The sequence below is a fragment of the Pseudomonas sp. HR96 genome (assembly GCF_034059295.1).
Lineage (GTDB): Bacteria > Pseudomonadota > Gammaproteobacteria > Pseudomonadales > Pseudomonadaceae > Aquipseudomonas.
In genome coordinates this window covers 1,321,148-1,346,463 of sequence record NZ_CP139141.1, presented here as the reverse complement: position 1 = coordinate 1,346,463, position 25,316 = coordinate 1,321,148, and the positions used below count along the sequence as shown (strand labels likewise).

Sequence of the window (25,316 nt, the reverse complement as noted above, 5' to 3'; positions counted from 1 at the left end):
CAATCATAGGAAATTTCCCACGAGCATCAGAGAACCGTCTGGCATACGCACGCAGCCTGCGCGCCGAACATGGCCCTTGGTAACACCAAGGAGATCTATGCCATGGACCAGAAAGATCAAAGTATACATTTACCCCTCGACTATATAGAGGGCTACATCAACCCAAAGCCAGAATATAACGACACAGGTCTACCCGGCTCAAGTTGGGGCAAGGCCAGCACGACCGGTGCACCCGGCCACGCAGGCCGGGTGCTGAATGAATCACGGCGGCACATTAGAACAATAGACTCGGAATATGCCGCAGTTCACCAGAACACCCCCAGCACTGTGGCCGCTGAAGCAGCCTCAGCGAAGCAGGCAGCCAACCCCGATGGCAATCTTGCCGATAGGCAAAGGGCCGCAGCTGAACACCAAGCCATCCTCGGCCTTGTTCAAAGTAAACAAACAGCCTATGCGCAGCATCTAGTTAAAGCCTATGCCGCCAGCGGCCATCTGCCGTTCTTTTTGACCGATCAGATCGCCGCGCAACGATTCAGAGAGCACAACCAAAGCTCCTCGCCCCAGGAGATCAGAAGTTGGCTAGGCATCGACGGCCCACTGGGTGAAAGTTACCGAGCTGCCCACCAACTGAAAGCCCTTGCGCAGGCTTCCAGAATCCTGAGTGATTCCTTGAATGAGCTGGGTCAGTTACGGGATCAGGCAGAAGACGCCGAGCCGGGCGATCTGGATGCCTCCATCGCTCTGCTTGAGGCGCGACTCGAGCGTCTCAGAAATGAGATCCCGCTGCAGATCTGGCAACTACCTGGTTTCGCTCAAAACGAACTCATCGCCGCGATCGGAGACCTTCAGCAGCACAGGGTCAGTCAGCTACTCCAGCAGCACCAGTCCGGCGCCGCCCAGCTTGCCGCAATCCATCGAAACGCTGTGGGCAGCGCGCCCGCCACGGGTATACGCTCCGCTCGCCCGCCCCTGAGCAAACCCGAGCTCGAGGCGCTCAACTCGCTTCTCGGTCTGCAGCAGGCGGCAAGCCCTGGCAGTTCAAGTCATGCACTGTATACCGCGCTTTTTCATAGCGAGTCGGCACGCTACCTGGAAGCAGCGGCCATGGCCTTCGGCCAATTGCAGTCCCGGGCTGCACAGGCCGAAGCTCGATTGAACCAGGCGGTCGTCGCGCGTGACGCGCAGCAGTCAGCGAATTCGGCGGCACAAGCGGCGCGCGCGGCGCAGCGATCGCCATTCACCGCTCTGCAACAGGCCTTCGAAGCCAGCCGAACCTACGCGTACAACAACGCGCAGGCGGGGTCGACCATCCTCGGCGCCCGAGGTTTTGGAGCAGCCCCCTTCCCTCCCCAGCAGCTGGCCGCGTTGCAAGCCGCGATCCGTAGCGCCGTCGGCCAACTGGCGGCTGCCGGGGTGATAACCGCCGGTGTGGTCAGCGGTTTTCTGGTCGGCATCCTTGCCCTTGCCTGGCCCTCGAGCCTGGCCAACGGCGAGCGCCGGGTAGCGCTGAGTACCCCACTCAGCGATCTGCTCGACACCAACGGACTTGACCTCGAAGGCATTGCCGAGCGCGGTGAGTCGATCACCCTCGCGCATTCGCTGATGATTCGCCCGTCCGGCAATCAGGCCCATCTGTTCGTGGTCCCGGTGCCTGGCGCGGTCCCGGTGCTGGAGGCCACCTGGGACGAAGAAAACCAGCAATACAGTGCTCGCCTCGATTCACCGCCAAGGATCTTCACTTGGACCCCGGCAGCGCCGCCCGGCACTCAGACCTCCGCGTCCACCAGCCTGCCGGCCGAACAACCCAAGCCGGCCATCTACCGGGGCGCGGCATTGATGCCGCTGAACTCCCCGGTCAAAGTCGACGTAGGCGACAACGATGTCGAGCTTGGCGCGCAGATACTGATCTTCCCCGGCACTCAGATGCCGCCCGTCCTCATCATGGAAACCCGCCCTCCGGCCGAATTGCTGGAAGTGGGTGGTTATAATGATTTGAGCAGCAGAAGCAGAAAGGATGGGATGGATGTGGATCACATACCGTCTCGACGGGCTTTGGAGAGATTTCTCACAAATGAAAGGCCTGACGTGAACTCTGAACAGCAAGTGAAATTCATAAAAAATGCAGCAAGCATTACTATTCCGTCAGAAATACACCATCAATTTAGCGAGACCATGGGCGGTCGCAATTCCGCCGACAAACAGCTGTTGGATGCTAGCAATTTGAAGAATGCTGTCAATTCAAATTTTGACGCAATTAAGAAAGGTTTACTTCAGCATGGCTTTGATGAGACCGCACTAGAAGTAGCCAGAGCGGAGCTTCATGAATACAACCGAAAACTGGGATGGTACGAATGAACAGTCTGGAAATAGAAGCAATCATCAAGAATCTAGGCTCAACACGCCAAATGCTGATCGCCAACCATATCGTAGCTGATACACCTATGATTGAGATTTTTGAAGGGAGTGCCCAGCAATACACCATACTTGCGAAAGGGATATCTCTTACGATCCTGGCTGCTAGCGGTATAGCAGTGAAACTCTCAGTACGCATACAGCATGAAGATGGCGAGAGGGAGAATGAGATCTTTGACGGCACTCTGCCTGAGCGCTATACCGGGCGGAATCAGGCGCAGACAAGGGAAAATCTGGGCCCTCCACTGGAGTCAAAGGGCTATCATCGATTGCCTTACCCGCTGAGCGCAGTCGGAGGGTGGGATAAATACGAACTCGATACAGGTGGGCTACCCACAAAATATCTTTATGTAACCTACAACACTGAAATGATGGTGGACCGTCTCACTTTCATTCTGCCCTATACAGCTGAATGACTTGGACCAAAGTTGGAGGAGGGTAAGCCGCCCCGAGCTGTTGATCTGAATATCAACCGCTCGGGAACCCCAGTGGAATAGAAGGGCTACCAGCGATTGCCGTACCCTCTGCCCCCGAGCGGAGGATGTGACCCATACGGAATTGATACCGTAGCTGTATCCCTGAAATATCTTTACGTGAGCTACAACACGGAAAATGATAGTTAACCGTCTGACCCCTGCCCTGCCCGTTACAGATGATCGAAGTGAGCCGACGCGGGAGGGGCAAGGCCCCTCGAGTGATCGCAAGGCGCCTTAATCTTCGACATCATAAGCCCGAGGGTTTTGCCTCCTGCCATATTCCTCTGCAACCGCACATGCGCGCCGAATCAAGTATAAACAACCCCTACTCAATAACTGGGAAGGCACGAATGAACAGTCTGGAAGTAGAAGCAATCATCAACCATTTAGGCTCAACACATCAAGAGTTGATCACCAACAACATCGTTGCTGATACGCCTGTGATTGACGTTTATGAAGGAAGCCTCCAGCAATATACCAATCCTGCAAAAGGCGTTTCTCTTACCATCCTATCCGCTAGTGATATCGTAGAGAAACTCTCAATAAGCATACTCCCTGAAGATGACGATGAAGAAAGCGAGATGTTTGATGGCACGCTGCCTGAGCGCTATACCGGGCGTACTCAGGCGCAGACGCGGGAAAAACTGGGGGCCCCACTGGAGTCAAAGGGCTATCATCGATTGCCTTACCCTCTGAGCCCAGTCGGCGGATGGGACAAATACGAACTCGATGAGGGTAGACTGCCTTCAAAATATCTTTATGTAACCTACGACACTGAAATGATGGTTAGCCATCTGACTTTCATTCTCCCCCATCCAGACGATTGACTTGCACCTAAGTACCCCCAGCTGCTGACCTGAACATTAGCCGCTGGAGGGCGCCCCCCCCTAACACTGAGTCTGCAGCTAACAATACTTTATTCACCAATGTTAGGAAATTTCCTACAAGCATCAGAGAACCGTCTGGCATACGCACGTGGCCTGCTCGACGAACATGGCCCTTGGTAACAAGCAAGGCATGGATAAGAGAGCGCTCGAAAGAGCGAGGAATGACCTGCACAATTAGAATATGAGATTGGGATGATATTAATTAACACTCCTACTGTAGAGACCCTGATATCCTGTTTAGGCTGGGCATATCGGGAGCTGGGAGCCAGCAAAAAGATCAACGCAGCGCGCCCAATCGAGATATCCGAAGGGAGCCACCTTCAATACACCATCCCTGTTGACGGAGTCCAACTCAGCATCAATGCTGCTAGCGGGATAGTTACGAAGGTATCTATAGATATCCTGAAACCGGACGACGAAAGCTGGATCTTTGAAGGGGCTCTGCCCGAGCGTTATGCCGGGCAGACCCAGGCGCAGACCAGAGAAAAGTTGGGAACCCCAGTGGAATCGAAGGGCTACCATCGATTGCCGTACCCGCTACCCCCCAGCGGGGGATGGGACAAATATGAAATTGATGCCGAAGCTACACCCCCAAAATACCTCTATGTGACCTACAACACGGAAATGGTCGTTAGACGCCTGACCTTTGCCTTACCTTACACAGACGATTAAGCACGAACCAACGTGGGAAGGGAAAGCCACCCAAAACTGGGCAAGACGGTTTGATCTTCAGTCTTGACGGCTCTGGAGCTTGGCCCTTCCCACATCCAACCGCGCATATACGCCCGATCCAAGTATTTTCGTCCCCGCCCAAACAATTAAACCGCGATGGTATAAATGAATAATCCTACTATAGAAGCGCTCATAGCTGGCTTGGGCTTGACGTACAAGGCGCTGGTTGCCAACGAGACTATTGGCGCGACGCCTATTATTGAAGTATTTGAAGGCAGTGAATCGCAGTACACCGTCCCTGCGAACGGAATTGAAATCGGTATAGATGCCGATAGCGGCATCGTAAGCAAAATATCCATACATATCCTGGAAGACGATGATGAAATTGGAATATTCGAGGGAGCGATCCCCGAGCATTATGCGGGCCGAACGCAGATTGAGACGAGGGAAAGGTTGGGGAACCCACTGGAATCGCGGGGCTATAATCGATTGCCCTACCCGCTACCCCCCACCGGAGGATGGGACAAATACGAAATTGATGCCGAAGCTACACCCCCAAAATATCTCTATGTGACCTACAACACGGAAATGGTCGTTAGACGCCTGACCTTTGCCTTACCTTACACAGACGATTAAGCACGAACCAACGTGGGAAGGGAAAGCCACCCAAGACTTGGCAAGCCGGTTTGATCTTCAGTCTTGACGGCTCTGGAGCTTGGCCCTTCCCACATCCAGCCGCGCATATACGCCCGATTCAGGTGTTTTCGTCCCCGCTAAAAACAATTAGACCGCAATGGTATGAATGAATAATCCTACTATATAAGCGCTTATAGAGGGTTGAGGGTCGACCTACAAGGAGCTGGTCGAAAATGAAACTATTGTCGCGACGCCTGTTATTGGATATTTGAAGGCAGCGAGGCACAACACCAACGCAAATAGTCTTGGAACCCGTACAGCTCCCGATAACGGAATCCGTTACCCCTCCCGACGAACAACCTTGCAACCTTGCCTTCGTGCCCGCATTAATCGGGTATGAATCTCCCCGCGCGCAACGACCCGCTGTGGCACGGCTTTCACCCGGCCACGCGGGCCTGGTTCGACCAGTGCTTCCCGGCCGTGACGGCGGCCCAGGCCCAGGCCTGGCCGTTGATCCAGGCTGGGCGCTCGACCCTGATCGCGGCGCCTACGGGGTCGGGCAAGACCCTCACGGCCTTCCTTGCAGTGATCGACGAGCTGGTCCGCGAGGGCCTGGCCCATGGCGGCCAGCTGCCCGAGCAGACCCTGGTGGTGTACGTGTCACCGCTCAAGGCGCTGTCCAACGATATACAGATCAACCTGCAGAACCCGCTGGCCGGCATCAGCGAGCAGCTGGCGCGCATGGGCTTGCCGGTGGTACCAATCCTGACCGCCGTGCGCACCGGCGACACCCCGCAAAAAGAGCGCAACGCCATGCGCAAGCGGGCGCCGCATATTCTCGTCACCACCCCTGAGTCGCTGTACGTACTGCTCGGCTCGGACTCGGGGCGACGCATGCTGGCCTCGGCACGCACGGTGATCGTCGACGAGATCCACGCCATCGCCGCCAGCAAGCGCGGCAGCCACCTGGCGCTGAGCCTGGAGCGTCTGCAGGCCTTGAGCGGGCAACCGTTGCGGCGCATCGGCCTGTCGGCCACGCAAAGACCCATCGAGCGGGTGTCGCGTTTTCTGGTCGGCCATGAGCGCCCCTGCGCCATCGTCGACATCGGCCACGCGCGGCCGCGCGACCTGGCCATCGAGGTGCCGCCGGTGCCGCTCGGCGCGGTGCTGGCCAACGATGTCTGGGAGCTGGTCTACGACCGCCTCGCCGCGCTGGCCCGCGAGCACCGCACCACCCTGATCTTCGTCAACACCCGGCGCCTGGCCGAGCGCATGACTCGCCATCTCAGTGACCGCCTGGGCCGCGAAGCCGTGGCCGCGCACCATGGCAGCCTGGCCAAGGAACAGCGCCTGCTGGCCGAGCAACGCCTCAAGGCCGGTGAGCTGCAAGTGCTGGTGGCCACCGCCTCGCTGGAGCTGGGCATCGACATCGGCGACGTCGACCTGGTGTGCCAGATCGCCTCGCCGCGCAGCATTTCCGCGTTTCTGCAAAGGGTCGGCCGCTCCGGCCACCAGGTCGGGGGCACGCCCAAGGGGCGTCTGTTCGCCACCTCGCGCGACGACCTGATCGAATGCGTGGCCCTGCTTGACTGCGTGCGCCGCGGCGAGCTGGATATCCTCCACGTGCCAGTGGCGCCACTCGACGTCGTAGCGCAGCAGATCATCGCCGAGGTCAGCTGCCAGGAGTGGCATGAAGACCAGCTGCTGGCATTGTTCCGCCAGGCCATGCCCTATCAGACATTGGACGAAAGGCACTACCAGGCCCTGCTGCGCATGCTCGCCGAAGGCTACAGCGGCCGCCAGGGCGTGCGCAGCGCCTATCTGCATCGCGATGCGGTGACTGGCCTGCTGCGCGGCCGCCGCGGCAGCAAGCTGACCGCCGTGACCAGTGGCGGCACGATCCCGGACAACGCCGACTATGGCGTCATCCTAGAGCCCCAAGGCCTGAACATCGGCAGCGTCAACGAAGACTTCGCGGTCGAGAGCCTGGCCGGCGACATCTTCCAGCTGGGCAACACCTCCTACCGCATCCTGCGTATCGACACCGGGCGAGTGCGCGTCGAGGACGCCCAAGGCATGCCGCCGAACATTCCGTTCTGGCTGGGCGAGGCGCCTGGGCGTAGTGACGAGCTGTCGGTGGCGGTGGCGCGCCTGCAGGCCGATATCGACCAGCGCCTGAGCACCAGCGGCGGCGAGCTGGCGCCGCTGGTGCAATGGCTGCAGCATGACCTCGGTCTGGGCCTGGACAGCGCCGAGCAACTGCTTGACTACCTGGCTCGCACTCGCCAGGCATTGGGCGCCCTGCCCTCGCAGGACACGCTGATCATGGAGCGCTTCTTCGACGAGTCCGGTGGCACCCAGCTGATCATCCACACCCCGTTCGGCAGCCGGGTCAATCGCGCCTGGGGCCTGGCCCTGCGCAAGCGCTTTTGCCGCACCTTCAACTTCGAGTTGCAGGCGGCGGCCAGCGAGGACGCCATCGTGCTGTCGCTGTCCACCACCCACAGCTTCGAGCTCGACGAGGTCTGGCGCTACCTGCACTCCAACAGCGCCGAGCAGATTCTGGTGCAGGCCGTGCTCGAAGCACCGCTGTTCGGCGTGCGTTGGCGCTGGAATGCCAACACCGCCCTGGCCCTGCCGCGCTATGCAGGCGGGCGCAAAGTGGCGCCGCAGCTGCAACGGATGAAGAGCGAGGACCTGATCGCCACGGTGTTCCCAGACCAGATTGCCTGCCTGGAGAACCTGGTCGGCGAGCGCGAGATCCCCGATCACCCACTGGTGGAACAGACACTCGACGACTGCCTGCACGAGGCCATGGACAGCGAGGCCTGGCTGGCCCTGCTGCGGCGCATGGAGCAAGGCCAGGTGCGCTTGATCGCCCGCGACCTGCCGGCGCCTTCGCCCCTGGCGGCGGCGATCCTCAATGCCCGGCCCTACGCGTTTCTCGACGACGCGCCGCTGGAAGAGCGGCGCACCCAGGCGGTGCTCAGCCGGCGCTGGAGCGAGCCACAGTCGGCCGATGACCTTGGCGCCCTGGACGCCGACGCCATCGACTCGGTGGCCGAGCAAGCCTGGCCGGCCCCGGCCAACCGCGACGAGATGCACGAAGCGCTGATGACCCTCGGGGTGGTCGAACAGGCCGAGGTGGACGCCCATCCCCTCTGGCAAGCTTGGCTCGAGGGCCTGGCCCAAAGCGGCCGCGCCACCTGTCTTGGCAGCGGCGAACGGCACCTGTGGCTGCCGATCGAGCGGCTCACCTGCCTCCAGGCGATTTATCCACAAGCGGCGTTGCGGCCGGCGCTGCAACCGCTGCCAGGGTTCGCCGAAGCCTGGTCGCGCGAGGCGGCCCAGGTGGAAATCGTCCGTGCCCGGCTGAGCGGCTTCGGCCCGCTGCGCCTGGGGCAGATCTGCGCACCGCTGGACCTGCCACCGGTAGAGGTGGAACAGGCGCTGGCAGTGTTGGAGCGCGAAGGTTACGTGTTGCGCGGGCAGTTTGTGCCCAACGTGCGTGAGACCCAATGGTGCGAACGCCACCTGCTGGCGCGTATTCACCGCTACACGGTCAAGCGCCTGCGCCGCGAGATCGAGCCGGTGTCGCTGCAAGACTTCATGCGTTTTCTGTTCGACTGGCAACACCTGGCGCCGGCCACCCAGCTGCAGGGTCAGGCCGCGCTGGGCGAAGTACTCGGGCAGTTCGAGGGCTTTTCGGCAGCGGCCGCTGCGTGGGAGCACGAACTGCTCGCACCACGGCTCAAGGACTACACCTCCAGTTGGTTGGACGAAGCCTGCCGCTCGGGCAAGACCGTGTGGACGCGCCTTGCCGCTGCGAGCAAAGGCGTCACCGCGACGCTGCGCAGCACGCCGATCGTGTTGTTGCCGCGCAACCGGGTCAATCTGTGGCGCGGCCTGAGCGAGCCGTTCGATCCCGAGCAGTTGACCCCGAGGGCGCAAAAGGTGCACGCCGCGCTAAGCGAACAGGGCGCCTCGTTTTTCGACGAGCTGACCGGCGAAGCGCGGCTATTGCCCAGCGAGCTGGAAACCGCGCTGCAGGAGCTGGTCGCGGCCGGCCTGGCCAGTGCCGACAGCTTTGCCGGCCTGCGAGCCCTGATCACGCCACCTGGCAAGCGCCAGAGCCGCAGCCCGCGCCGAGGCCGCGGCGCCTTCATCGGCGGCATGGACGATGCCGGGCGCTGGGGCCTGCTGCGCCGACCCGCGGCCGACAGTGTCGATCGATCGGAGCTGCTCGAACACATTGCCCTGACCTTGCTGCGCCGCTACGGCGTGGTGTTCTGGCGGTTGCTGGAGCGTGAGGCCGAGTGGCTGCCGAGCTGGCGCGAGCTGCTGCGCACCTTCCATCGTCTGGAGGCCCGTGGCGAGATCCGCGGCGGGCGTTTTGTCAGCGGCCTGGCCGGCGAGCAGTTCGCCCTGCCCGAGGCGGTGGCGGTGCTGCGCGAGGTGCGCAAGCGGCCTGTGGATGCCAGCCTGGTCGCAATCAGCGCCAGCGACCCACTGAACCTGGTCGGCACCTTGCTGCCGGGCAGCAAGGTGCCAGCGCTGGCGAGCAACCGCGTGGTGTTCCGCGATGGGGTGCCGGCGGCCGCGCTGATCGCGGGCAAGCCGCAGTATTGGCAGCCGGAGGATGGGGAGTTGCGGGACAAGTTGATCAGGGGGTAGCTGCAGGACCGAGTTTGCCCGGGAACCAGCGCCCCATTCCCGAGCAAGCTCGGTCCTGCGGGGCAAGGCAGGTCAGCTGGACGCTGCACCCATGCAGCACTGCTTGAACTTCCTGCCGCTGCCGCAGGGGCACGGGTCATTGCGCCCGACCTTGGTGTCGACGCGTACCGGCTGCAATTCCGGCACCTCTTCCTCGCGCTGCTGCGACCAGTATTCATGCAGCCCCAGCGCCGCATAACGAATCAGCTGCGCCGGATCCTGCCCGGCCAGCGGGTTGTCCGCCTCGGCCTCGGTGTATTCCAGAGTCTGCATCACGATCAATGCATGCAGCAGCCCCTGTTGCTCCGGCAGCTCGGTCCAGCCGCCGTCCAGCGCCACCCCGCGCTCATAGCCCAGGCACCAGTCGACCACGTCGAGGGTCTCGTCATCGTCGGCCAGGTTAAAGATGGGCGAGTAGTCATCGGGGTAGTCCGCCATCAGCATGGCGATCTGGTTCATGTGTTGCACCAGCAGGTCGAAGAAACGCTGGAAATCGCGTTCGCTGGTCCACTTGGGCAGCAGTTCCGGCCCGCCCCAGAAAGCGGGGTACCACCGGTCGAAGGCAATCACCTCGGCGCAGGACATAACGGCAGCGAAGAAACCGTCCATCTCCGACACGCCCGCGATCGAGTGGCCGGTGGCATGTTTTTCGAGCTGGTCCTGAAGGTAGACGAAATCGTCATGAGTCAGGGGTTTGTTACTGATGGTATAGGCCATGGCGATCTGCGGTCGGGCGGAAAAGTCTGATTTTCGCACAGAAATGCGGGCAATCCATGCCTTGCAGGCGCCTTTGAGACATTCAGTAATAACCGCTTTTTGCATTTCGGTGCAAAAACGGTGAACCTCCGCGGCGCCTCGCCCACGGCAGGTGGTGCCGCCATCGACAAGAGCCTGACCCCTATGACACACGCCCTTCCCCCGGTCATGACCCCGCGCCGCGATCATCGCATCGACTTCTACCGCGGCCTGGCGCTGATCTTCATCTTCTGGGACCACATTCCGCAGAACCCCTGGGCCAACCTGACCCTGCGCAACTTCGGCTTCAGCGACGCCGCCGAGGTGTTCGTGTTTCTCGCCGGCTATGCGGCGGTGATGGCCTACGGCAGGATTGCCCGACGCGATGGCTGGCTGATCGCCAGCGTGCACATCCTGCGCCGCGCCTGGGTGCTCTATGTAGTGCACATCTTCCTGCTGGTGCTATTGATGGGCATGGTCTTCGTGGCCAACAACTACGTCGAGACCCGCGATATGGTGCAGTCGATGAACCTTGGCTACTTTATCGGCAACCCTCAGCAGGCGCTGGTCGACGAACTGCTGCTGCGCTTCAAGCCCAACCTGATGGACCCGCTGCCGCTGTACATCGTGCTGCTGGCGGCGCTGCCGCTGATCCTCCCCGCGCTGCTGCGCAGGCCCGGCCGCGTGGTGCTGGGGTCGCTGGCGCTGTATGCGCTGGTGCAGTGGCAGGGCTGGAACATCCCGGCCCATGACAATGGCCTCTGGTACTTCAACCCCCTGGCCTGGCAGGTGCTGTTCGTATTCGGCGGGGCCATGGCGGTGCGCCGCGAGTACGGCGCCGTCACCGACGATCGCCCCCTGCTGGAGCAACCCCTGTTTCTGCTGCTGGCCGCTTTCCTGGTGCTCAGCGCCCTGCTGGCGTTGACCTGGAAGTGGCCTGCGCTGCACGCAGCGCTGATGCCCGGCTGGATCGCCGAGCTGTTATACCCGGTGAGCAAGACCAACCTGGCGCCGGCGCGGCTGCTGCACTTCCTGGCCCTGGCCTACTGCACCGCCAGCCTGATCCGCGAGGGCGCCTGGCTGCAGCACTGGCTCAGCAGGCAAGTGGCGGCGATGGGCAGGCATTCGCTGGAAATCTTCTGTCTCGGCGTGCTGCTGGCGCCGCTGGCCGACATGGTCAACGCGCTGAACGACGACCGCTTCGCCAGCCAGTTGCTCACCGCACTGGTCGGCGTGGGCCTGATGCTGGCCCTGAGCAACTGGCTGGAGCTGAGCAAACGCCTGCGCCAGCCAAGACCGGCGGGCGTTGATCAGGCGTTGCCGGAGAGCTTCAGGCGTGCGGCCTGAGTGAAGTCGAGCATGCGTTTAAGGGGCCGGATCGCCTGAGGGATCAGCGCCGGGTCGACGAAGATTTCGCCGCTGCCGGCGCGCAGGCAGTCGAGGGTGCGCTGCAGGGTGTTCATCGCCATCCACGGGCAATGCGCGCAGCTGCGGCAAGCCGCGCCGTTGCCGGCGGTGGGCGCCTCGATGAAGATCTTGTCGGGGCATAGCTGCTGCATCTTGTAGAAAATGCCGCGGTCAGTGGCGACGATGAAGGTCTGGTTGGGCAAGCGCTGCGCGGCGGCGATCAGCTGGCTGGTGGAGCCCACCGCATCAGCCAGGGCAATCACCGACTCCGGCGACTCGGGGTGCACCAGAATTGCGGCCTGCGGGTACAGCGCCTTCATATCCTCCAGCTGACGCGACTTGAATTCCTCATGGACGATGCAGGCGCCGTCCCACAGCAGCATGTCGGCGCCGGTGTTCTTCTGGATGTAATGGCCCAGGTGCTTGTCCGGTGCCCAGATGATCTTCTCGCCGTTGTCCATCAGGCTCTCGACGATTTCCAGCGCGCAGCTGGAAGTCACCACCCAGTCGGCGCGTGCCTTGACCGCCGCGGACGTGTTGGCGTAGACCACCACGGTGCGTTCCGGATGTTGATCGCAGAAGGCCGAGAACTCCTCCACCGGGCAACCCAGGTCCAGCGAGCAGGTCGCTTCGAGGGTCGGCATCAGCACGCGTTTTTCCGGATTGAGGATCTTTGCCGTCTCGCCCATGAAACGCACGCCGGCGACGACCACGGTCTGCGCCGCATGCTGATTGCCGAAACGGGCCATCTCCAGCGAGTCGGACACGCAGCCACCGGTTTCCTCGGCCAGGGCCTGGATCACCGGATCGCAGTAGTAGTGAGCGACCAGCACCGCATCCTGGGCCTTGAGCTCGGCGGCGATGGCGCTGCGGTAGAAGGCCTCTTCGTCGGCGCTGAGGGCGTGGGGCTGCTTGGCGTCGAGGTGGGCCTGGACGAGGAGGCGTTCGGAGATTTGCGTCATGGTGGCGAGGGCCTGCAAGCGCTGATTATTGTCAGGGGAGCGAGTATACACCGGGCCGCTGGGGCCATCGGCAGCTGTGCGCTCCTGTCGACAAAAAGGCAAAAAAAAGCCGGAAATCCAAAGATTTCCGGCTTTTCGAAATGGTGGGTCGTGTGGGACTCGAACCTACGACCAATTGGTTAAAAGCCAACTGCTCTACCAACTGAGCTAACGACCCGTTTCGTGGTGCGCATAATACTGATTTCTAAAGATATTTCAACACTTAAATCAAAATATTTTCAAAAATAGGGTGTTGGGTCTTCCACACCTGCCGCGGCAAAGCCTTCGGCGCGCAGGCGGCAGCTGTCGCATTTGCCGCAGGCGTGGCCGTTGTCGTCGGCCTGATAGCAGGACACAGTGAGGCTGTAGTCCACGCCCAGCTTGACGCCGGCCTTGACGATGTCGGCCTTGGAGAGGTTCTGCAGGGGCGCCTGAATGGTGAAGCCCTGGCCTTCCACGCCGGCCTTGGTGGCCAGGTTGGCCATGCGCTCGAAAGCCTCGACGAACTCGGGGCGGCAGTCTGGATAGCCGGAGTAATCCACGGCGTTGACGCCGATGAAGATATCGCGGGCGCCGAGCACCTCGGCCCAACCCAGGGCCAGGGACAGGAACACCGTGTTGCGCGCCGGCACGTAGGTGATCGGGATGCCTTCGCCCGGAGCTTCTGGCACATCGATGCTGCTGTCGGTCAGGGCGGAGCCGCCGATGCCATTGAGGTTCAGCCCAATCACCTTGTGTTCGACCACGCCCAAGTCCCTGGCGACGCGGGCGGCGGCATTGAGCTCGGCACGGTGGCGCTGGCCGTAGTCGAAGCTCATGGTGTAGCAGCTGTAGCCGGCCTGCTTGGCCATGGCGACCACGGTGGCCGAATCCAGGCCGCCGGACAACAGGATGACTGCACGTTTGTGCGTGGTGTTCTGCTCGTTCATATCAGCGCCCCGGCTCGTCGTTCCAAAGAATTTTGTGCAACTGCATCTGCAGGCGAACCGGCAGGTTGTCGGCCACGATCCAGTCGGCCAGGTCAGTGGAGCTCAGCTGATGGTGGCTGGCGGAAAACAGCACCTCGTCGACCCGCCGCTCCAGCCCGTACTGGATCAGTTTGGACACTGCCCAGTCGTAGTCATCGCGCGAGCAGAGCACGAACTTTACCTGGTCGTTTGGTCGCAACAGCTCAATGTTCTCGTAACGGTTGCGGTGGGCTTCCTCGGAACCGGGGGTCTTGAGGTCGACCACGCGGCTGACTCGCGGATCGATCGCCGAGATGTCCAGCGATCCGCTGGTCTCCACCGACACCTGATAGCCGGCGTCGCAGAGCATTTGCATCAAAGGGATGGCGTTGGGCTGGGCCAACGGCTCGCCACCGGTGACGCAGACATAGCGCGGCTTGAAGCTGGCCACCTGCTCCATGATCGATTCCAGGGTACGCAGGGTGCCGCCGGTGAAGGCGTAGGCGCTGTCGCAATATTGGCAGCGCAGGGGGCAGCCGGTCAGGCGCACGAAAACCGTGGGCAAGCCGGCGGTGCGCGTTTCACCCTGCAACGAGTAAAACACCTCGGTAATGCGTAATGTGTCTTGCATGGCATCCACGGGCACGACAGCTGAACAGGCTGAAGGCCTCCGTTGGGCAACTGTCCGAAACCGCGAGCGCGTGATCCAGACAGGCGTGAGTCAAAAAAGGAGCGACATTCTAGCAAAAAGCCCCAATAAAAAACCCGCTGCATGAGCGGGTTTTTGATCAGCGGGTCAAGCTTACATCTTTTGCAGGTCACGCTGCGCCAGTTGCGCGGCGGAAGTGCCAGGGTATTGCGAGACCACTTGCTGAAGGATGCCCTTGACGCGGTCGGTGTGGCCAAGCCGGCGTTCTACGTCAGCGAGCTTGTACAGCGAGTCGGGCACCTTGGCGTGCTTGGGGTACAGCTGGCTGACCTTGGCGAAGGCCTGGCCAGCACCCTGCAGGTCACCCTTGGCGAGGTTGACCTCGCCAAGCCAGTACTGGGCGTTGCCGGCGTACTGGCTGTTCGGGTATTTACGCAGGAAAGCCGAGAAGGCCTGGCTGGCCTTGTCGAAATCCTTGGCCTTGATCAGATCGAAGGCGGCGTCGTAATAGAGTTTTTCTTTAGCCGGATCCCCCGGCTCGCTGCTCGCGGACGGGGCCGCTGCAGGAGCCTGGGCATCCTGGCCAGCCGGGGCTGGCGTGCCAGCGGCGCTGACGCCGCCACTGGCAGGGGAATTATTTGGCGCAGCGGCGGCAGAGCCTTGCTGAATCGCCTGGATACGACCGTCGAGGTCCTGATAACGCTCCAGCGCCTGCTGCTTGAGCTGCTGGATATCATTTTGCTGGACTTCAACCTGACCGCGCAGACGCGCGATGTCTTCCTGCATTTGTTGCAGTTGCATGAACAGCTGACCCTGTGCCGAGACAGGTGCCGAAGCACCTCCCCCGGCATAGGCGCCGTTCGTACCGTAACCCGCCGGCGGAGCGTTGCTGCTGGCGGTGCTATTGGAATAGCCTCCAGCATCATTGCTATCCACTACGGGAACCGCGCCCCAGGCCACGAGTGGCAGGGCGAAAGCCAGAGCAGTTACAGCACGACGGCACGTTCGCATGACGAATTACTTACGCAGTTCGACGCGACGGTTTTGAGCCCAGGATTGCTCGTCGTTGCCGGTAGCAACTGGACGCTCTTCACCGTAGGAAACGATTTCCAGTTGACCAGGAGCTACGCCTTGCAGAACCAGGTAGCGCTGAACAGCCTTGGCGCGACGTTCGCCCAGAGCCAGGTTGTACTCGCGGGTGCCACGTTCGTCGGTGTTACCTTCCAGAACGACGCGGGCGCCGCTAGCTTTCAGGTCCTTGGCGTGAACGTCCAGAGCGCGCATAGCTTCTGGCTTCAGGTCCGAGCTGTCGTATTCGAAGTAGAAAGTGGTGATAGCGCGCAGAGCGGCTTCTTCGCTCAGGGAGCCGTCAACGGCACCGGTGTTTGCGCCGTAACCAGCGTTAGGATCTACAGCAGCGCCGCCTTGACCAGCGTCTTGACCGCCTTTGGACGAGCAACCAACAGCTACAGCCATGGCCAGAGCCAGAGCAGCGAACTTACCAAACTTCAGCATTTCCATCTTGAAACTCCTAATGAACCCCAGTGTGTTAAGTAAAACGTAAAGCGCCGCGTCAGTTCAGGTAAGGGGACCACGAAGGTTCTCTGACTTCGCCTTGAGCGGTTGGAAGCGGGATCCTGACGCGTCCGTTAAGCGACACGAGCATCAAGACTCCCCGGCCCTGCTGGCGGGTGGCGTAGATTACCATGGTGCCGTTGGGTGCAACAGTGGGCGACTCGTCAAGAGTCGAATCTGTGAGGATTTTTACGCTACCGCGCTGCAAATCCTGCGCCGCCACCTTGAAGTTGGTAAAACCATCCGCCCGATGAATCATGACCAGCGTCTTTTCATCTGCCGACAACTTTGGATTGGCATTGTAGTTACCAATAAAAGTCACACGGTCGGCGTTGCCGCTGCCCACCGACGTTTTGTAGATCTGCGGTTTGCCGCCACGGTCGGAAGTGAAATAAAGAGTAGCGCCGTCTTTACCCCAGAACGGTTCGGTATCGATCGCCGGGCTGTTGGTGACCCGGGTCAACTGACGCGAAGCCAGGTCGATTACATAAATCTCCGGGTTGCCGTCCTTGGACAGGACCAGGGCCAGCTTGCGACCGTCCGGCGAGAACGACGGTGCGCCGTTCAGGCCTTCGAAGTTGGTGATCTGCTCGCGACGACCGGTGTCGATGTTCTGCACGAAGATGCGCGGACGCTTCTGTTCGAACGAAACATAGGCAATTCGCTTGCCGTCGGGTGCAAAGCTTGGCGACAGGATGGGCTCGCGAGATTGCAGCAAGGTGACCGCGCGGGCGCCGTCATAGTCCGAGCGCTGCAGGGTGTAGCGGGTGTTGTTCACCGAGGCACGTTCAGCGGTCACGTAGAGCATGCGGGTAGAGAACGCACCCTTGATGCCGGTGAGCTTTTCGAACGACTGGTCGGCGATGTAATGCGCCATGTCACGCAGTTGCTCGGTGGTTCCCGACACACTGCCGGTCAACACCTGTTGCTCGGTGGCCACGTTGAACAGCGCGTAGGACACCTGCAGGCGACCACCGGCTGGCACGATGCTGCCGACCATCAGGAACTGGGCGTTCAGCGCTTTCCAGTCGCGGAAGATGACTTCGCTGGCCTGGGTCGGCTGGCTGATCATGTTCTGGCGCGCCAGCGGCTCGTAGAAGCCGGAGTTGCGCAGGTCGTTGCTGACGATGTCGGCGATGTCGTCGGGCAGCACGGTGCCGCCCTGCCAGCCGAACGGTACCACGGCAATCGGGGTGGCCCGGTCGCTGCCACTGGTGACCAGAATGTTCTTTTCGTCGGCAGCGGCGAAACCCGCTGCGCAACAAAGAACGACAAGCAGTCCTCGAAGAAGGTTAATCACAAGGCTAGGTCCTCAGGTGTGAATGTCATCTTGAATGAACGATAGGGATTGAATTCGTTCGGTTTCAAGCCCTGCATTTCGGTAAGCCGGCCGATGTTCTTGACCGCAGCCACGGCCGAGGCATCGTACGGACCATCGCCGCTGGACTTGGCCACGCTCACCGAAGTGACGGTGCCGTCAGGCAGCATGTTGATCTGCAATACCACCGTCATGCCCTTGCGAGCCGATGGCGGACGGGTCCAGCCTTCGGCGGCGCGCGAACGAATCAGGTCGTCGTAGTTGCCCGCTGTCTGGTCGCCCTGCTCTTCGGCCAAGGCCTGCTGACGCTCCGGCTTGTCGGAGAGCAGATCGGCCAGTGCCTGCGCCTTCTTCTCTTCGGCCGATTTGCGCGCAGCGTCCTGGGCCTTTTTCTTGGCGGCGTCGGCGGTTTTCTTCGCGTCTTCGGCGGCCTTCTTCTTCGCATCGGCGGCAGCAGCGGCTGCAGCGGCCTTGGCGTCGTCGGCAGCTTTCTTCTTGGCGTCTTCGGCAGCCTGTTTCTTGGCGTCCTCGGCGGCTTTCTTCTTGGCGTCCTCGGCAGCCTGCTTCTTGGCTTCCTCGGCGGCTTCTTTCTTCTCTTCTTCCTCTTCGGCCTTTTTCTTGGCGATGTCGGCCTGTTCGGCTTTCTTCGCGTCGGCAGCCTTCTTGGCGTCGTCGGCCTTTTTCGCCTCATCGGCCTTCTTGGCATCGTCGGCGGCCTTGGCCGCTTCAGCCTTGGCTTGGGCATCGGCCTTCTTGGCTTCGTCGGCAGCCTTGGCTTGTTCGGCTTTTTGAGCAGCGTCGGCTTTCTTTTGTTCCTGCGCGGCCTTGATCTCTTCCTGCTCGACCTTCTTCTGCTCCATCTGCTCGACCTCGGTCTGGCGCGCAGCGGATTTCTTCGCTTCGCCGGCGAGCTTCTGGTTGGTCTGCTGGGTGGCCTGGCTTTTGGACTTGAGCTGATAGAGCGTGGCCTGCACGATCGGCCTGGACTCGGGCAGGTCAGGCGTCATGGCAAAGCTCACGAACAGCATGCCGAAGATCAGGATGTGCAGGGCCACGGCCCACACCGTGGGCCAGTAGTAGCTTTCCGAGGCGGAGGGCTCTCGATGTCGCATCAGGGCGCCTCGGTAATCAGGCCGACGTTACCCACACCCGCCTTCTGCAGCCCACCCATGGCGCCCATGACCGAACCGTAGTCCACGGACTTGTCGCCACGAATGAAGACCTGGGTGTGTTTGCCCGCCTGGGTGCCCTGGGCGATGATTGCAGTCACCGCCTGGGTCATCTGGGGCAGGGTCAGCGCCTTGGCCTGCTGTTTGTCGGTGTCGACTTCGCTGCCGACGTTCCAGTAGTAGGTCTTGTCAGCCTTGATGGAAATGGTCAGAACCTGGGTGTTGTTGTCCTGCGGCAAGGCTTCGCTGGAAACCTTGGGCAGGTCGACTTTAACGCCCTGGTTGAGCATCGGTGCGGTGACCATGAAGATGACCAGCAGTACCAGCATCACGTCGATGTAAGGCACTACGTTCATCTCGGCGACCGGCTTGCGTTTTGGACGGCGACCTCGAATCATTGGGTTTACCTGCTCACTCTTCGCTGGTGTGCACTTTGCGGTGCAGGATGGCCTGGAACTCGTCAGCAAAGGTGTAGTAACGATTGATCAGGGTTTCGCTGCGAGCGGCGAAGCGGTTGTAGGCGATCACCGCCGGAATGGCGGCAAACAGGCCGATGGCGGTGGCCACCAGGGCTTCCGAGATGCCCGGAGCAACGGTGGCCAGGGTCGCCTGCTGCGCCGTGGCCAGGCCACGGAAGGAATTCATGATGCCCCACACGGTACCGAACAGGCCGATGTACGGGCTGACCGAACCGACGGTGGCGAGAAACGGCAGGCTCTGCTCGAGTTTTTCTTCTTCGCGTGAGACCGCCACGCGCATGGCCCGCCCTACCCCTTCCATGACCGCATCAGGGTCGACGCCAGCCTGCTGACGCAGACGGGAAAATTCCTTGAAACCGGCGCGAAACACCTGCTCCACACCGGAATCCGGATCCGGGTTGCTGCCCGCCTGACGGTACAGCTTGGACAGGTCGATGCCCGACCAGAAACGCTCCTCGAAGCTGTCCAGGGCGCGCTTGCCGGCACGCAGCATGTTGCTGCGCTGAAAGATCATGACCCAGGATGTGATCGATGCGGAAATCAGGATCAGCATCACCAGTTGCACAACGATACTGGCATTGCTGACCAGGCTCCACATGGAGGTATGGTCGACGACGTTAGCTTCCACGCTTAGTTCTCCTGCTCTAGAGTTGTACCCGGCCCGCTGGCGTCGGCAAAGGCCGCACGCATTGCTGTGGGAATGGCCCGGGGTTTGAAATTGTCGGCGCGCACGCAGGCCACCAGAAACTGCCCTTCACAGAGCAGCACATCATCTGTCACTCGCGTCACCCGCTGGGAAAATCGCAGGCTGGCGCGATTCAACTCCACCACCTGGGCACTCACCAGCAACTCGTCGTCCAGACGGGCCGGCGCGTGATAGCGCGTTTGGGTGGAGTGCACCACGAAAAGCAGGTTGTCCTGCACCAGCGAGGATTGGGCAAAGCCCAGCTCGCGCAGGCGCTCGGTACGAGCCCGCTCCATGAATTTCAGGTAATTGACGTAATAAACGACGCCCCCTGCATCGGTGTCCTCGTAATAAACGCGACAGCGGTGTGCAAAAGGCTCAAGCCCGTTTTGCGCGCGCATACTCTAGTGCTTACTCCTCGGGTTGCCAATCGGGTCAGGCAACTGTTTTTTTATCGTTCTGGCCGCGTTCAGGCTGGCGTTGCAGACGAATATCTCCGGCAACAGCCCTGAGACAGCCGAAACGTTCATTCGATCACTCGCGTTACAGCTCATCGGGCTCGTCCGTGACTGGCATCTCGCCCAGGCGATTGGGAATGTTCAAGCCGAAATGCAGGTAGGCATGGCGGGTCACCACACGCCCGCGCGGGGTGCGCATGATATAGCCCTGCTGGATCAGGTAGGGCTCCAGCACATCTTCGATGGTATGGCGCTCTTCACTGATCGCGGCGGCCAGGCTGTCGACCCCCACCGGGCCGCCGTCGAACTTCTCGATCATGGTCAGCAGCAGGCGGCGGTCCTGGTGGTCGAAGCCGCGTTCGTCGACGTCGAGCATGTTCAGCGCCAGGTCGGCGATGGCCTTGGTGATGTGGCCCTGGGCCCGGACCTGGGCGAAATCGCGGACGCGGCGCAACAGCCGGTTGGCGATACGCGGGGTGCCACGGGCCCGGCGCGCGATCTCGAAAGCGCCCTGGTCTTCGATCTGCAGGCCGAGAATGCTCGCCGAGCGGCTGACGATGGTGGCCAGGTCCGGGGTGCTGTAGAACTCCAGGCGCTGGACGATCCCGAAGCGGTCGCGCAACGGGTTGGTGAGCATGCCGGCCCGGGTTGTGGCGCCGACCAGGGTGAACGGCGGCAGGTCGAGCTTGATCGAGCGTGCGGCCGGGCCTTCGCCGATCATGATGTCGAGCTGGAAGTCCTCCATGGCCGGATACAGCACTTCCTCGACGATCGGCGAGAGACGATGGATTTCATCGATGAACAGCACATCGTGCGGCTCGAGGTTGGTCAGCAGCGCCGCCAGGTCCCCCGGGCGCTCCAGCACCGGGCCCGAGGTGCTCTTGATCGACACGCCCATTTCCTGGGCGATGATATTGGCCAGGGTGGTCTTGCCCAGGCCCGGCGGGCCGAAGATCAAGGTGTGGTCGAGCGATTCGTTGCGCCCGCGCGCGGCCTGGATGAACAGCTCCATCTGCTCGCGCACAGTTGGCTGACCGATGTACTCGGCCAGGCTCAACGGGCGGATGGCGCGATCCTGGACCTCTTCGCGGTCGCGCCCGGTGGCGGTGATCAGACGGTCGGCTTCGATCATTTAGATCATTCCTTTCAATGAGCGGCGGATCAGCTCTTCGCTGGTCAGCCCCTTGGCGTCGATGGCCGCCACCGCGCGGCTGGCCTCCTGAGGCTTGTAGCCCAACGAGATGAGCGCACTGACGGCGTCGGTTTCGGCAGTATTGACCGGCGCCGGCCCCTGCGGGCCGCTGGGCACCAGCTGGAACAGGCTGGGCACGGTCTCCCAGGCCTTGAAGCGGTCCTTGAGCTCGACCAGCAGGCGCTCGGCGGTCTTTTTGCCGACACCGGGTATCTTTACCAGTGCCGAGGTGTCTTGAGCCTGAACGCAACGCACCAATTCATCTACATCCAGGCCCGACATCAAGGCCAGCGCCAGCTTGGGGCCGACGCCATTGAGGCGGATCAGCTCGCGAAACAGTTCGCGCTCGCGCCGCTCGTAGAAGCCATACAGCAGCTGCGCGTCCTCGCGCACCACCAGATGGGTGTGCAAGGTCACCGCCTCGCCCAGCGCCGGCAGGCGGTACAGGGTGCTCATCGGCACTTCGAGCTCGTAGCCCAGGCCGTTGACGTCCAGAATGAGATGCGGCGGTTGCTTCTCCGCCAGGGTGCCGCGCAAACGTCCAATCACTGTGTGCTTCCCGAATCATTGCGTGTGCGTGAATTGCCCAGCTGTTGCGCCATCACAGGCGCAACCTGCCGCCGCGGCTGCGCGCCCCCGTCAGCCCGTGAGGTATCAGGCTGGAGCGGGTGTGGGCATGGCACAGGGCGATGGCCAGGGCGTCCGAGGCGTCTATCTGCGGCTTCTGGGTCAGCTTGAGCAGGTGCATGACCATCATCTGCACCTGCTCCTTGTTGGCCCCACCCGTGCCGGCAATGGCCTGCTTGACCTGAGTAGCGCTGTACTCGGCGATCTCCAGGCCCTCCTCCACGGCGGCGACGATGGCCGCACCGCGGGCCTGCCCGAGCTTGAGCGCGGAGTCGGCATTGCGCGCCATGAACACCTTTTCGATGCCCATGGTGACCGGTCCATGAGTCTGAATCACTTCACGCACGCCGCGAAAGACAATTTGCAGGCGCTCCTGTAACAACCCGCTACCGGTGCGGATGCAACCGGAGGCCACATATTCGCAGCCGCGCCCCAGGTCACGCACGATGCCATAACCGGTGATGCGCGAACCGGGGTCGATGCCAAGAATTAACGTCATAAAGCCTGCAGCATGAGGGTGACTCCGGGCGCCAGGCGCCGGATGGCAGAAGCCGGAGCCGCATGGTCGCGTATTTCCCGCGGCCTGGCGACTCCGGCTTCAAGTTCGAGGGCTGGTCGCCCGGGCAATGGCTCAGCCGAGCTGGGCCATGACCTCGTCGGGGATTTCGGCATTGGAGTAGACGTTCTGCACATCGTCGAGGTCTTCGAGCATGTCGATCAGCTTGAGGACCTTCTCCGCGCCCTCCAGGTCGAGCTCGGCACTGGTGGTCGGGACCATGACGATCTCGGCGTCGGCCGCCGGGTAACCGGCAGCTTCCAGGGCGTTGCGCACACCATAGAAACCGGCGAACGAGGTGAACACGTCGAATGAACCATCGGCGTTGGCCACCACGTCGTCGGCGTCGGCCTCCATGGCCGCCTCCATCAAGGCGTCTTCGTCGACTCCAGCGGCGAAGCTGATCTGGCCCTTGCGGTCGAACAGATAAGCCACAGAACCGTCAGTGCCCAGGTTGCCACCGCACTTGCTGAAGGCGTGGCGCACGGCGGCGGCGGTGCGGTTGCGGTTGTCGGTCATGCACTCGACCATGACCGCGACGCCCCCCGGGCCGTAGCCTTCGTAGCTGAGTTCCTCGACGTCGTCGCTGCCGGCCGCGCCCGTGCCACGGGCCACGGCGCGGTCGATGATATCGCGGCTCATGTTGGCACCCAGGGCCTTGTCCAGCGCCAGGCGCAGGCGCGGGTTTGAACCCGGATCGCCACCACCGGCGCGGGCGGCAACGGTCAGCTCACGAATCCACTTGGTAAAGATCTTGCCCCGCTTGGCGTCCTGACGCTCTTTGCGGTGCTTGATGTTCGCCCACTTGGAATGACCAGCCATTTATTGCTCCAGAATTCTCTTTGTTCAAAAACCTGCTTGCGGTCCTGCGAAAGGGGCAGCGGCCAGCCGTGCCCCTCACCCGCCTTACTCCGCCTTCGGCGTCTCGCGCAGACGGATGTGCAGCTCGCGCAGCGCCTTGGCATCGACTACACCCGGTGCCTGGGTCATGACGTCGGCGGCGCTCTGGGTTTTCGGGAAGGCGATGACTTCACGAATCGATTGCGCGCCGGTCATCAGCATCACCAAGCGGTCAAGGCCGAATGCCAGGCCGCCGTGGGGCGGAGCACCGTACTTGAGCGCGTCGAGGAGGAAGCCGAACTTCTCTTCCTGCTCGGCTTCCTGGATGCCCAGCAGGCGGAACACGGCTTGTTGCATTTCCTTGCGGTGGATACGGATCGACCCGCCCCCCAGTTCGGTGCCGTTGAGCACCATGTCGTAGGCACGCGACAGCGCGGTCGCCGGGTTGGCTTCCAGCTCGGCCGGGCTGCACTTGGGTGCCGTGAACGGGTGATGCAGGGCCGAGAAGCTGCCGTCGTCGTTCTCTTCGAACATCGGGAAGTCGACCACCCACATCGGTGCCCACTCGCAGGTCAGCAGGTCGAGGTCGTGGCCCAGCTTGATGCGCAGGGCACCCAGCGCTTCGCTGACGATCTTGGCCTTGTCGGCCCCGAAGAAGACGATGTCGCCGTCGACCGCGCCGACGCGATCAAGGATGACGTTGAGGTTGGCCTCGGGGATGTTCTTGACGATCGGCGACTGCAGGCCTTCAACACCCTTGGCGCGCTCGTTGACCTTGATGTAAGCCAGGCCACGGGCACCGTAGATGCCGACGAACTTGGTGTAGTCGTCGATCTTGCTGCGCGGCATGCTCGCCCCGCCAGGTACGCGCAGCGCGGCAACGCGGGCCTTGGGATCGTTGGCCGGGCCACTGAACACCTTGAAGTCGACTTCCTTGAGCTGGTCGGCGACGTCCACCAGCTCCAGCGGGTTGCGCAGGTCGGGCTTGTCGGAACCGAAGCGGCGCATGGCTTCTGCGAAAGTCATGTGCGGGAAGGCATCGAACTCGACGTCGAGCACTTCCTTGAACAGCTGGCGCACCATCTTCTCGGTGATGGCGATGATCTCGCTCTCGTCCAGAAAGCTGGTCTCGATGTCGATCTGGGTGAATTCCGGCTGACGGTCGGCACGCAGGTCTTCGTCACGGAAGCACTTGGCGATCTGGTAGTAGCGATCGAAGCCGGCGACCATCAGCAACTGCTTGAACAGCTGAGGCGATTGCGGCAGGGCGAAGAAGCTGCCGGGGTGGGTGCGGCTCGGTACCAGGTAGTCACGGGCGCCCTCGGGGGTGGCGCGGGTGAGGATCGGCGTCTCGACGTCGAGGAAGCCGTTCTGGTCAAGGTAGCCACGGATGCTGGTGGTGATGCGCGAACGCAGGCGCAGCTTCTCGGCCATCTCCGGACGGCGCAGGTCGATGAAGCGATACCGCAGGCGGGTCTCTTCGCCGACGTCGGAGAACTCGTTGAGCGGGAACGGCGGGGTTTCCGCTTCGTTCAGCACTTCGAGCTCGTAGCCCAGCACTTCGATGGCACCGGATGCCATGTTCGGGTTGACCGCGCCGGCCGGGCGCGCACGCACCTTGCCGGTGACTCGAACCACATATTCGCTGCGCACTCGGTCGGCGGCGGCAAAGCTCTGCGCGCGATCCGGGTCGAAGACCACCTGCGCCATGCCCTCACGGTCACGGATATCGAGGAAAATCACCCCGCCATGGTCCCGACGACGGTGGACCCAGCCGCATAGGGAAATTTCCTGACCTTCCAGGCTCTCGTTCAGTTGGCCGCAATAATGGCTGCGCATCATGATGGTGGTTTCTTCTCGCAATTCGGTGTTCGGGAGAGGC

The 25,316-nt window shown here is 61.8% G+C and carries 22 protein-coding genes, 1 tRNA gene and 1 pseudogene; 7 read left to right on the top strand and 17 right to left on the bottom strand.

Translation table 11 applies throughout. The features are described from left to right. The first annotated feature begins 102 nt into the window (after positions 1-102). The 6 genes from SFA35_RS06380 to SFA35_RS06355 all read left to right on the top strand — a co-directional run bounded on the left by SFA35_RS06380 (position 103) and on the right by SFA35_RS06355 (position 9,757). Positions 103-2,355 carry an S-type pyocin domain-containing protein gene (locus tag SFA35_RS06380; RefSeq protein WP_320576355.1) on the top strand — a complete coding sequence of 751 codons (2,253 nt, stop codon included), beginning with the start codon at positions 103-105 and terminating at the stop codon, positions 2,353-2,355. Next, complete coding sequence (locus SFA35_RS06375) at positions 2,352-2,828, top strand: hypothetical protein (protein WP_320576353.1); 477 nt, start codon at positions 2,352-2,354, stop codon at positions 2,826-2,828. The genes SFA35_RS06380 and SFA35_RS06375 overlap by 4 nt, the downstream gene beginning before the upstream one ends. A gap of 410 nt (positions 2,829-3,238) precedes the next feature. Beyond that, entirely contained in the window at positions 3,239-3,715 is a 477-nt protein-coding gene (locus tag SFA35_RS06370; RefSeq protein ID WP_320576351.1) for a DUF6392 family protein, read from the top strand. A 252-nt stretch (positions 3,716-3,967) separates the two neighbouring features. After that, the gene (locus SFA35_RS06365) at positions 3,968-4,447 is read left to right on the top strand and encodes a DUF6392 family protein (protein WP_320576349.1); all 480 of its coding nucleotides are present in this window, start codon (positions 3,968-3,970) and stop codon (positions 4,445-4,447) included. Positions 4,448-4,612: 165 nt separating this feature from the next. After that, complete coding sequence (locus tag SFA35_RS06360) at positions 4,613-5,083, top strand: hypothetical protein (protein WP_320576347.1); 471 nt, start codon at positions 4,613-4,615, stop codon at positions 5,081-5,083. Positions 5,084-5,479: 396 nt separating this feature from the next. After that, a complete protein-coding gene (locus SFA35_RS06355) occupies positions 5,480-9,757 on the top strand; it encodes a DEAD/DEAH box helicase (protein WP_320576346.1) in 4,278 nt (1,425 codons plus the stop codon). Positions 9,758-9,829: 72 nt separating this feature from the next. On the opposite strand, the gene SFA35_RS06350 is transcribed toward SFA35_RS06355, so the two are convergent. After that, on the bottom strand, positions 9,830-10,513 hold the full coding sequence (locus SFA35_RS06350; RefSeq protein ID WP_320576343.1) for a UPF0149 family protein: 684 nt from the start codon (positions 10,511-10,513) through the stop codon (positions 9,830-9,832). Between the two features lie 207 nt (positions 10,514-10,720). On the opposite strand from SFA35_RS06350, the gene SFA35_RS06345 reads away from it, so the two are divergent. Then, entirely contained in the window at positions 10,721-11,878 is a 1,158-nt protein-coding gene (locus SFA35_RS06345; protein WP_320578872.1) for an OpgC domain-containing protein, read from the top strand. Here the strand turns inward: SFA35_RS06345 and nadA are convergent. From nadA to aspS, 16 genes and pseudogenes are all read right to left on the bottom strand, one after another. Continuing rightward, positions 11,842-12,900 (bottom strand): quinolinate synthase NadA, encoded by a 1,059-nt coding sequence (nadA, locus tag SFA35_RS06340; protein WP_320576341.1) that lies wholly within the window; start codon positions 12,898-12,900, stop codon positions 11,842-11,844. The genes SFA35_RS06345 and nadA overlap by 37 nt on opposite strands. Before the next feature lie 141 nt (positions 12,901-13,041). Beyond that, positions 13,042-13,117: transfer RNA gene (locus SFA35_RS06335), tRNA-Lys, on the bottom strand. Between the two features lie 61 nt (positions 13,118-13,178). Next, positions 13,179-13,868, bottom strand: a complete 690-nt coding sequence (queC, locus tag SFA35_RS06330; RefSeq protein ID WP_320576339.1) for a 7-cyano-7-deazaguanine synthase QueC — start codon at positions 13,866-13,868, stop codon at positions 13,179-13,181. Position 13,869: 1 nt separating this feature from the next. Beyond that, entirely contained in the window at positions 13,870-14,517 is a 648-nt protein-coding gene (gene queE, locus SFA35_RS06325; RefSeq protein ID WP_320576336.1) for a 7-carboxy-7-deazaguanine synthase QueE, read from the bottom strand. A gap of 171 nt (positions 14,518-14,688) precedes the next feature. Then, positions 14,689-15,546, bottom strand: a complete 858-nt coding sequence (ybgF, locus tag SFA35_RS06320) for a tol-pal system protein YbgF (RefSeq protein ID WP_320576334.1) — start codon at positions 15,544-15,546, stop codon at positions 14,689-14,691. A 6-nt stretch (positions 15,547-15,552) separates the two neighbouring features. After that, a complete protein-coding gene (gene pal / locus SFA35_RS06315; protein ID WP_320576332.1) occupies positions 15,553-16,056 on the bottom strand; it encodes a peptidoglycan-associated lipoprotein Pal in 504 nt (167 codons plus the stop codon). 52 nt (positions 16,057-16,108) lie between these two features. Beyond that, complete coding sequence (gene tolB / locus SFA35_RS06310; protein ID WP_414058499.1) at positions 16,109-17,410, bottom strand: Tol-Pal system beta propeller repeat protein TolB; 1,302 nt, start codon at positions 17,408-17,410, stop codon at positions 16,109-16,111. Continuing rightward, positions 17,407-18,543, bottom strand: coding sequence for a cell envelope integrity protein TolA (tolA, locus tag SFA35_RS06305; protein WP_320578868.1), 1,137 nt, complete (start codon positions 18,541-18,543; stop codon positions 17,407-17,409). Before tolA ends, tolB begins: the two co-directional genes overlap by 4 nt. Beyond that, on the bottom strand, positions 18,540-18,995 hold the full coding sequence (gene tolR / locus SFA35_RS06300; RefSeq protein WP_320576330.1) for a protein TolR: 456 nt from the start codon (positions 18,993-18,995) through the stop codon (positions 18,540-18,542). The genes tolA and tolR overlap by 4 nt, the downstream gene beginning before the upstream one ends. Before the next feature lie 13 nt (positions 18,996-19,008). Beyond that, the gene (gene tolQ, locus SFA35_RS06295; protein WP_320576328.1) at positions 19,009-19,704 is read right to left on the bottom strand and encodes a protein TolQ; all 696 of its coding nucleotides are present in this window, start codon (positions 19,702-19,704) and stop codon (positions 19,009-19,011) included. Further along, positions 19,694-20,162, bottom strand: a pseudogene (gene ybgC, locus SFA35_RS06290) (tol-pal system-associated acyl-CoA thioesterase). Before ybgC ends, tolQ begins: the two are co-directional and overlap by 11 nt. Before the next feature lie 142 nt (positions 20,163-20,304). Beyond that, positions 20,305-21,351 carry a Holliday junction branch migration DNA helicase RuvB gene (gene ruvB / locus SFA35_RS06285; RefSeq protein WP_320576325.1) on the bottom strand — a complete coding sequence of 349 codons (1,047 nt, stop codon included), beginning with the start codon at positions 21,349-21,351 and terminating at the stop codon, positions 20,305-20,307. After that, complete coding sequence (gene ruvA / locus SFA35_RS06280) at positions 21,352-21,960, bottom strand: Holliday junction branch migration protein RuvA (RefSeq protein WP_320576323.1); 609 nt, start codon at positions 21,958-21,960, stop codon at positions 21,352-21,354. A gap of 52 nt (positions 21,961-22,012) precedes the next feature. After that, positions 22,013-22,537, bottom strand: a complete 525-nt coding sequence (gene ruvC, locus SFA35_RS06275; protein ID WP_320576321.1) for a crossover junction endodeoxyribonuclease RuvC — start codon at positions 22,535-22,537, stop codon at positions 22,013-22,015. A 132-nt stretch (positions 22,538-22,669) separates the two neighbouring features. After that, the gene (locus SFA35_RS06270; RefSeq protein WP_320576319.1) at positions 22,670-23,416 is read right to left on the bottom strand and encodes a YebC/PmpR family DNA-binding transcriptional regulator; all 747 of its coding nucleotides are present in this window, start codon (positions 23,414-23,416) and stop codon (positions 22,670-22,672) included. 84 nt (positions 23,417-23,500) lie between these two features. After that, entirely contained in the window at positions 23,501-25,276 is a 1,776-nt protein-coding gene (gene aspS, locus SFA35_RS06265; RefSeq protein ID WP_320576316.1) for an aspartate--tRNA ligase, read from the bottom strand. Between the last annotated feature and the right edge of the window lie 40 nt (positions 25,277-25,316).